The sequence below is a fragment of the Mesorhizobium sp. M1312 genome, from assembly GCF_040318115.1.
Lineage (GTDB): Bacteria > Pseudomonadota > Alphaproteobacteria > Rhizobiales > Rhizobiaceae > Mesorhizobium.
Genome location: NZ_JAMYLQ010000032.1, coordinates 87,017 through 95,806 on the forward strand (window position 1 = coordinate 87,017; position 8,790 = coordinate 95,806).

Consider the following 8,790-nt stretch of genomic DNA (forward strand, 5'->3'; position numbering starts at 1 on the left):
CGGGCTCGCCTGTGGAACAGATCTCCGCTCGCCAGGGATTGCGGAAATGGACGTTGTAAATTTCATTGTTGAGGGCGCCGCGGGAATCTCCCCCCTCGAGGGGGAGATGGCCGGCAGGCCAGAGGGGGTCGGTCCGGCTGACGCGACCTCTCTTGGACCGCACGGCGTCGGCGCTTCACGCGCGGCGACCCCCTCTGTCGCCTTCGGCGACATCTCCCCCTCGAGGGGGGAGATTGCCGACGCATTTGCCATCACCGCCGAAGCCGCTGCCGACGTCCTGGCGCGCGAGGCTTTGCTCGATCGCGCCATGGGGCCGAAGCGCCGGAAAAAATCATCGGAAAAGCTGCGGCGCGGCCGCCGGCCTTCGGAAGGCCTGGCCTTTGTCGCGCGCGATGCGTCGGGCGCCGTCACCGGCACCGTGCGGCTTTGGGATGTGGTGCTGGGCGAGGGCGGTCAGGCAGCGCTTCTGCTTGGCCCGCTCGCCGTCGATCCGGCAATCAAGAATGCCGGCATCGGCTCGGCGCTGATGCGCCATGCAATCGCTGAAGCCGCGCGCCTCGGCCATGCGGCGATCCTCTTGGTCGGCGATGCGCCCTATTACGAGCGTTTCGGGTTTTCGGCCGAAAAAACCGGCTCGCTTGCCATGCCCGGACCTTACGAACGGCACCGCTTGCTGGCGCTGGAATTGGCGGAAGGCGCGCTCGCCGGCGTGCAGGGCACGTTGAAAGCGGCGGGGCGCAAGCTGAAGGCACAGCGGCTGCCGCTCGCGGCCTGACGAAAGAAGCCGCCGCCCATCGGGCGGCGTCTTTTTTCATCCCGGATTGGTTGAATCAGCCGATCAGCTGGCTCAGCGTCATGGCGACGCTCATGTCGCCTTCGACCTTTATCTTGCCGGACATGAACGCCATGGTCGGGTTGAGATCGCCTGCAATCAGCGACTCCAGATCGTCGAGCGAAAGCTTTATGGTGCAGTCGGCGGGCGCGTCGGTGGTCGAGACATCAGCGCCGTCGATGACGATGACACCGTCGCCGCCGGTATCGAATTTCACCGAACGATCGAACCCAGCACTCGCCACGCGCGCGCTGATCTTGTCGGCAATTTCCTGAACGCCCATGGCCGTTCTCCTCGTCTCGTTGCGTTTGTCGCACCCATTGGCACTTCGGTCTGGGGCACTTCGATTCTGGCCGAAGTCGCCGTCTTGCGCATTTCGCGATCACGGTCGCTGGCGCATTTAGCTTCGGGTTGACGTTTACGTCAACGCGGTTCTCCGAGATGAGGATGGTTTTATCGCCGCAGCGAAGCTGGGTTGTCCATAAGAGGCAGCCGAGAGAGGGGATGGCGGTCCCATCGCATTTAGCTGGACACTGCCGGCAAATGACCGCTACCATCGCCATGTGGATCTGAACCAGATTTCAGCTGGGCCAGATTTCACCTGGTGATCGAGTGCTCGAAGAACCGAACAGAAATCCCGGATCCCATCGTTATGGGAAGCCGAGCTTGTGGTGGCCACCACCGCTGGGTTGATGGCCTGCGGGCCCGATGCAAGCTGAAACTTAAATTTCGTGTTCAGAGAGACACCGTCATGAATACCATGCTTTCCGTGGAAGCCCGGGAGACCGCGCTTGCCGTGACTTTCTCGTCAGGCGAAACCGTCTGCTATCCGTGGCTCTGGCTAAAGGATAATGCGCCATCGGCGTTTCACCCGCAGACCGAAGAGCGAATATTCGACCTGACCAGCGTAGACCCCTCACTCAGACCCGTCAGCGTGCGGGACAGGGGCGGCGCCGTGAGCATTGTCTGGCCGAACGACGACGCTGAGGAGGAATTCCCGAGCCGGTTCTTCGAATCCTACCGTCCGGGCAGAAAGCGGGACGATCCGGCTGACATCGCCCCGAAACTCTGGGACGGCTCGCTCGATCTTGAAACCATACCGCGTCACTCCGCCGGAGACATCTTGCAAAGCGATGCCGATCTGCTCTCCTGGCTGAAGGCAGCGGCTGCATACGGGCTCTCCATCGTCGATGGGCTTGACGATGATCCCGACGCTGGGCGGCGTGCGGCCGAGCGGATAGGATTCCTGCGCCAGACAAACTTCGGCACCATGTTCGAGGTCGTGTCGATGCCAAACCCGAACAATCTGGCCTATACGCCGGTCGCCCTGCCGTTACACACCGATCTCGCCAACCAGGAGGTGCCGCCCGGCTATCAATTCCTGCATTGCCTCGCCAACGAAGCTGAAGGCGGTGGATCGGTCTTTGCCGACGGGTTTGCGGTCGTGGCCGCGTTAGAGGCGGAAGATCCGGAAGCCTACCGTCTCTTGTGCGAGGTCGAGATACCCTATCGTTTTCACGACGAAAACTACGATCTGCGCGGTCGGTTTCCTGTGATCGTAACTCGACGCGATGGAGAAGTGACAGAGTTGCGGTTCAACGCCCATCTTGTCGATGTCATCGACCTTCCCTCCGACATATGCGCGCCCTTTTATGCGGCTTATCGCAAGCTGATGATGATGATCCGCGGCTCGCGTTTTCAATTAGCCTACCGCCTCAAGGCCGGCGAAATGGGGGTCTTCGACAATCGCCGGGTGCTGCACGGCCGCCAATCGTTCAACCCAAACACCGGGCAACGACATTTGCGCGGATGCTATGTCGATCGGGGTGAGTTTCAGAGTCGTATTCGCGTCCTCTCCCGATAGCGGCACGACGATGATCGCGGATGCGCGGTCAGTGGCGGTCGGTACCCAAGTCTGGAACTCTGACGGACGCTCCTCCGGTTGTTGCCCGAAAGCGGGCGACAATCAGGGCAGTTACACGGTTTGCCTCATTCAAACAGACGAGGACAGTGGCCAAGCCTGTCCCTAGCGTGGACTCGGCCTCATGCGCTCAGGGTGGTGTGAACGGGACCATGACAGCAGATTCAAGAGCGGTCATCTCACGCGGCGACCGCGTCAGGGGAGGTAGGATGAACCCGTATCCGGCAGGCGAGGATCAAGACCCCATGATGGCGCTACAAGAGGGGGATGTTCAGTCATGAGAATCAAAAGTCTGATCAAGCGTGCCGAAAAGGTGGACAGAGCATTCAAGGAGCTCGAAGCCGATTTGGCGGATGCGTTCGATGAGTGTCTCAAGCTAGACGACCAATCGCCGTTGAATGACGTCCCGGATGAGAATCTCGCAGCAAAGAATGACAACTCTCAGCCGGAGGACGATGCGGACACTCCCGAGATCGCATTACGGCTGACTTCCCATGCACAAACCCGACTGGCTGCGTTAAATGCCGTTGATGGGCTCTTTGACGATGCGCGGGAGTATCTGGAGGAGATCAACACGAAACTGTCGGAGATCGCGACCTCGCATCATCTGACAGGCGAATTCCTGAAGCTGCTTCACGGGGACATTCTTCGCGCCAACGAACTGGAACTGGCAAATGTCAGCCTGACCACGCAGCAAAGAGTGCTATCGGAGCAGCTCCACGACGCGACCAGAAAACAGCGCGAGCGTGAAAGCGCTGTCGAGGTGCTGCAGCAGCGCGAGATAAGCCTGGTGGAGGACAAGGAGGCACTTCGCGGTGCGCTGGCTGCAGCAAGGCTGGAACTCGTCGTGGCAGGCAATGCGAGCGCAGAACGCGAAGCGGAGTTCGGCGACCTCGTAAAAACGCTTTCGGCCAGAACGGCTGAGGCCAACAGATGCGCACGCGAGAACGACATACTAAGGGAAAAACATGTCAGCCTGTCGATCGATCTCGACAAGGCGCTGAAACGGGAAGCTGAGGCGCGGCACAGGCTGGATGAACTCTCGACGATTCATGCCAGTGATGCGACGCGACTTTCGGAACTGCTGGCTGCGCTTGGCAAGAGCGAGAAAGAGGAGATGCGGCTGCAGAAATCGCTCGATATCGCGCAAGCGAAGCTGTCGGAAATGACAGAAGCTGTCCGTATCATGGAAAGCGACAGGGAAGCCGAGCGTGCGCGTAGTTTCACGGAGATCGGCGGCCTGCGTTCTGAAATTCGCAACCTCCAATCACGATTGGAAGTTGCCTCGAACGAGAACAGTCAAGCCGCCAGCGAGATCGCCAATCTCAAGGCTCAATGGAGCGACGCCGTGGCCGAAAAGCAAATTGCGGAGGAAAGATTGTCCGTTCTCAGAAAGGAGAACGAAGACGACAAGATGCACCTTTCGACCGTGAGCGCGAATTTTTCGCAGCTTTCCCTGCAGCAGGCATCCGAACAGATACAGCTCGATGTCCAGAGGCAGGAATGCGAGGATCTGCGAGCCGAAGTCGCCTTGCTCGATGCTCGGGTCAAGGAACTGTTGCCCTATGAGCGTCTCCACAAGGTCACAAACGCCAGACCGCACGAGAACGGCGTGGTCGAGATCACCGGTGTCGTGGCGGAGAAGGCCCGCGCCACAAGCAGGCGGCGCGTCCGGACGAGCCTGCGCGCTGCGTCCTAAAGCGCGAGTGGGCTGCGCCGTCATGTGCTCATCCAACTGGACACACCGGCACGGCCTAATGCTCGATCGGTCCTTTCGGCATGACGATCGCCGTGCCGGCGGTTGTCGGACGCTCGATCATGCGGCGGACGCGGGGCGGCTCGTCGCCGCTGTGCAGTGCCCGTACGCGCTCGCCGACAACGGCGTCGGCATGGGTGGCCCGCTTGTTGTGGCGGATGTATTCGAGCCATGTCGGCGTGTGATAGTGCTCGATCCATATTGCGGGATTTTCGAGATCGCGCGCCAGCGTCCAGTTGCGGGCGCCGTCACGGCGGCGAATACGGCCGCGTTCGGCCATGGTGGCCAGGAATTCCGGCACGTCCTCCTCGCGGATAATGTATTCGATCATGATGGCGATGGGGCCGCTGCGCAGTTTTAGGTCGAGCGCAAGGTGCGGCTCCTTGAAACGGTTGGTGGGATCGAGGTTGAGCACCGCCTGCTGCGGCAACGGCAGCAAGAGGCCGATTGCGCCGCCCGCCAGCATCGCGACCGCCGCCGCGACCAGCGCGAATTCGGCGCCATGCGCATCGGCGACAACACCCCAAATCCAGCTGCCGAGCGCGATGCCGCCGAAGGTCGCGGTCTGATAGACCGAGAGCACCCGGCCGACGACCCAGCGCGGCGTCGACATCTGCACCGTGACGTTGAAATGCGACAGCGCGATCACCCAGCAGGCGCCGCCGATGAGCAGCCCGAGCGACGTCTGCCAGGCGTGGTCGCTGACGGCGGCGTTGAAGGCGCAAAGCGCGAAGCCGGCGAATGCCATGCGCACCATCGTCTCGCTGGACAGGATCTGCCTCAGCCGGACGCTGATCAGCGCGCCGCCGACGGCGCCGATGCCGAACGCACCGAGCATGATGCCGTAGGTCAAGGCGTCGCCCTTGACGACATCGCGCGCCACCAGCGGCAGCAGCGCCAGAACCGCGCCGGCGCTGAAGCCGAAAGCCGCACCCCTGACCAGCACCTTGCCGATATTGGGCGACATGGCGACGTAGCGCAGGCCGGCCCCCATCGCCGCCCCCAGCGTCTCGCGCGGCAGTGTCGAGGCTGGCAAATCCGGCTTCCAGCGGGCAAGCACGATGAGGAGCCCGACATAACTCAAAGCGTTGGCGGCAAAAGCCGCCGCAGCACCTGCGGCGGCAACGATGATGCCGCCGATCGCCGGGCCGACGCTGCGCGTCAGGTTGAAGCCCAAGGAGTTGAGCGCGACGGCCGCCGGCAGCTTGGCGCGCGGCACCATGTCGCCGACAGAAGCCTGCCATGACGGGTTGTAAAGCGCCGTGCCGCTGTTGATCAGGAAGGCGAAGGCGAGCAGCGTCCACGGCGTTATCAAGCCAAGATAGGTGAACACGGTCAGCAGAACCGAGACGACCAGCATGAAGATCTGGGCAATCAGCATGACCTTGCGCCGGTTGAAGCTGTCGGCGATCGCACCGGCAACGAGCGCAAACAGCATGATCGGCAAGGTCGTCGAGGCCTGGACCAGTGCGACCTGATAGGACGAGGTGGCGATCGTGGTCATCATCCATGCGGCGCCGACGCCCTGGATCAAGCCACCGAAATTCGAAACCAGACTGGCGGACCATACGGCGCGAAAAATACCGTGCCGGAACGGCGCCAGCGCCGAGACGCGTTCGCTGTCCGGCTCGTCGTCGATCATGGATGCTTCCCCGACTTCAAATGCTGCGTTCTTCCAGAATCGGTGCCCTCATGCCGTCCCCTAGAATTAGAGCATGACTTCGCAAAGGGCGAACGCCTTTTCAAAGAAGATCATGGTCCAACAACAGGATAGCGGACGCCGGAACAAGTCAGCGGCCATCCTTGCAGCCGCGTGAGGCGCTTCGGTGAGGTGGCCGACTTTCCGCCCGCCGCGCCCGCTGCCTGCTAGGCGAATGAAACCCATAAAACGCGAACGGCTGGGAAGCGGACTGGCGGCTTCAGGAATTTGTCTTCGATTGCAGGCATCGGCCTGTGCGAGCATCGCTTCGAGCAACTTCTCAGCGGACTCGGCAACGGAAGCCGTCTGCTTGGACGGAAAAAACTTAGCGACTTGACGAAGTTTTCGTTGCGCCGCCAGCAAATTGGACGATAGTTAGCGACATGGCTAAGCATGATCCTGATCTATCGCTGCTCTTCCACGCTCTGGCCGATCCGACCCGTCGGTCGATCCTGACTCGACTCGCCGAAAGGCCTGCGCGGGTGACGGATCTGGCTGGGCCCACGGGACTACGTCTGCCCACGGTGATGCGGCACCTTTCCGTGCTGGAGGAGGCAGGGTTGATCTCCACCTCCAAGGACGGGCGGATACGCACCTGCGCTATCGTGCCCGAGGCTCTGGACCCAGTGCGGACATGGCTCGATGAACAGCGGGCCATCTGGGAAGCTCGGCTCGACCGGTTGGACGCATTTGTGATGAATGTGATGAAGGAGCGCGCAGAATGACACAGAATCTCGCTACAAACGATGCGACCCGTCCCGTGCCTGATGATAGGAAGGGCCGCTTTGCGACGCTCACCTTCGAACGGGACGTGGCCGCGCCATTGGCCGTGTTGTGGGAGGCATGGACGGCCCCGGCCGCACGGGCGATCTGGGCTGCGCCATCGCCCTCGGTCACCGTGGAGTTCCTGGAGGCCGACACCAGGGTGGGTGGGCGCGAGGTCTCGCTCTGCAAGGTAGAGGGCCAGCCTGACATCCGGTGCGAGAATGGCTGGCTTGCGCTGAAGCCAGCGGTGTGCAGCGTGAACTACGAGGTGATCTCGTGCGAAGGCGTGACGCAATCAGCAGCGCTGGTGACGGCAAATCTTTCAGGCACGCACGAGCGCAGCCGGCTGGTCGTGACGGTGCAGCTTTCCTCGCTGGCGCAGGACATGGAGGCAGGCTATCGGGAAGGCTTCGGCGCCGGCCTGGACAACCTCGCGGGCGCAGCTGAACGGACTATGGTGCTGCAGCGCGTGATTCAGGCGCCGCGATCCGTCGTGTGGGGCGCCTGGATGAACTCTGAAACGCTGCCGCAATGGTGGGGGCCGGAAGGCTTCTCCTGTCGGACCAAGAGGATCGACTTGCGAACGGGCGGCGAATGGGTATTCGACATGATCGCGCCTGACGGCACGGTCTTCCCCAACCACCATCTCTATGTCGATGTCCGGCCCGAGGAGAGGATCGGCTATACGCTGCATTGGGGCGAGAACGGGCCGAAACATGCCGACGCCTGGGCCTCGTTCGAGGATCAGGACGGGGCAACGAAGGTAACGCTGGGCATGGTATTCAGCACGGCTGCCGAGTTCCAGGAGGCGAAGGGTTTCGGTGCCGTGGAACTGGGACTGCAAACTCTGGGCAAACTGGAACGCTTCGTCGCATCCCGCTGAATGCTGCGACTTCCCGTCGGCCCGAATTAGGGCTTGTGGATGAGGTCCTCATCCATGTCGCGCCCGTCCTCATCGGCGTCGGCATCCGCCTCTTCAGTCAGAAGGGCATGGAGCCGGTCAGGCTGGAGAAGACCGAGGTCTCGGAAGCGGGGCAGATCACCAACATGCGCTTCCGCTTCGCGGGATAGAGCCGAGAATTCACAAAGGGATACACGAAGAGGAGGGTTCCATGAGAAAACTGATCATATGGGACATGGTGACCGTCGACGGCTTCTTCGAAGGTCCGGACGGGGACATCAGTTGGTTCGTCTTCGAAGAAGAACTCGAGAACTACATTCGTGAGACCCAGGAAAAGGCCGACACGCTGATCTTCGGACGCGTGACCTACGAGCTCATGGCAGCCTATTGGCCGTCCGAGCAAGGCTGGATCGCGGACTTCATGAACAAGATCGAGAAGGTGGTCTTCTCGCGCACGCTGAAAAGCGCCGACTGGAACAACACGAAGGTCTTCAACGGCAATGTCGCGGAAGAAGTCTCCAAGCTGAAGACCAGGGACGGCGGAGACATCTTCGTGTTCGGCAGCGCCGCCTCACGGCGACCCTGATGGAGCACGGCCTGGTCGACGAGTATCACCTCGGGATCAACCCCGTCATTCTCGGGAGAGGCACGCCGCTCTTCAAGGGCGGCCCGAACCGGATACCCCTGAAGCATCTGGAGACGAGGACGCTCAAGTCAGGTGTTGTCATTCTCCATTACGCGCCGGAGAGCAGACAATGACGGTCGATCCGCTCTCTCCCGTCAACTAGGCTTGTCGAAATGGGAGAGCCGGGGAAGCGGCGCGCTCCGGACTGTTTGGACCGGGGACATCGCGAACAGGTGTGCGAGGACATCGCGAACAGTTTCCCATCTTATCGTTGGCTTACGTTGAGGTCGA

8 protein-coding genes and 1 pseudogene are annotated in these 8,790 nt (G+C 61.5%); 7 read left to right on the plus strand and 2 right to left on the minus strand.

The features are described from left to right. Positions 1 to 211: 211 nt before the first annotated feature. Positions 212 to 775: a GNAT family N-acetyltransferase gene (locus NKH36_RS28460; protein ID WP_352965360.1), complete on the plus strand. Its 564-nt coding sequence runs from the start codon at positions 212 to 214 to the stop codon at positions 773 to 775. A 55-nt stretch (positions 776 to 830) separates the two neighbouring features. On the opposite strand, the gene NKH36_RS28465 is transcribed toward NKH36_RS28460, so the two are convergent. Then, on the minus strand, positions 831 to 1,115 hold the full coding sequence (locus NKH36_RS28465; RefSeq protein ID WP_352961157.1) for an SCP2 sterol-binding domain-containing protein: 285 nt from the start codon (positions 1,113 to 1,115) through the stop codon (positions 831 to 833). Between the two features lie 468 nt (positions 1,116 to 1,583). On the opposite strand from NKH36_RS28465, the gene NKH36_RS28470 reads away from it, so the two are divergent. Then, positions 1,584 to 2,696 (plus strand): TauD/TfdA family dioxygenase, encoded by a 1,113-nt coding sequence (locus tag NKH36_RS28470; protein WP_352961159.1) that lies wholly within the window; start codon positions 1,584 to 1,586, stop codon positions 2,694 to 2,696. A 334-nt stretch (positions 2,697 to 3,030) separates the two neighbouring features. Beyond that, a complete protein-coding gene (locus NKH36_RS28475; RefSeq protein ID WP_352961161.1) occupies positions 3,031 to 4,452 on the plus strand; it encodes a coiled-coil domain-containing protein in 1,422 nt (473 codons plus the stop codon). 55 nt (positions 4,453 to 4,507) lie between these two features. Here the strand turns inward: NKH36_RS28475 and NKH36_RS28480 are convergent, their stop codons facing one another. Beyond that, positions 4,508 to 6,151: an MFS transporter gene (locus tag NKH36_RS28480; RefSeq protein ID WP_352961163.1), complete on the minus strand. Its 1,644-nt coding sequence runs from the start codon at positions 6,149 to 6,151 to the stop codon at positions 4,508 to 4,510. A 440-nt stretch (positions 6,152 to 6,591) separates the two neighbouring features. Here NKH36_RS28480 and NKH36_RS28485 point away from each other — a divergent pair, with 440 nt between their 5' ends. The 4 genes and pseudogenes from NKH36_RS28485 (at position 6,592) to NKH36_RS28500 (ending at position 8,633) form a co-directional block, all read left to right on the plus strand. Further along, positions 6,592 to 6,933, plus strand: coding sequence for an ArsR/SmtB family transcription factor (locus NKH36_RS28485; RefSeq protein WP_352961165.1), 342 nt, complete (start codon positions 6,592 to 6,594; stop codon positions 6,931 to 6,933). Beyond that, positions 6,930 to 7,856, plus strand: coding sequence for an SRPBCC family protein (locus NKH36_RS28490; protein ID WP_352961167.1), 927 nt, complete (start codon positions 6,930 to 6,932; stop codon positions 7,854 to 7,856). The genes NKH36_RS28485 and NKH36_RS28490 overlap by 4 nt, the downstream gene beginning before the upstream one ends. Before the next feature lie 35 nt (positions 7,857 to 7,891). After that, positions 7,892 to 8,044: a dihydrofolate reductase family protein gene (locus tag NKH36_RS28495; protein WP_352961169.1), complete on the plus strand. Its 153-nt coding sequence runs from the start codon at positions 7,892 to 7,894 to the stop codon at positions 8,042 to 8,044. Positions 8,045 to 8,085: 41 nt separating this feature from the next. Next, positions 8,086 to 8,633: pseudogene (locus tag NKH36_RS28500) on the plus strand (dihydrofolate reductase family protein). Positions 8,634 to 8,790: the final 157 nt, after the last annotated feature.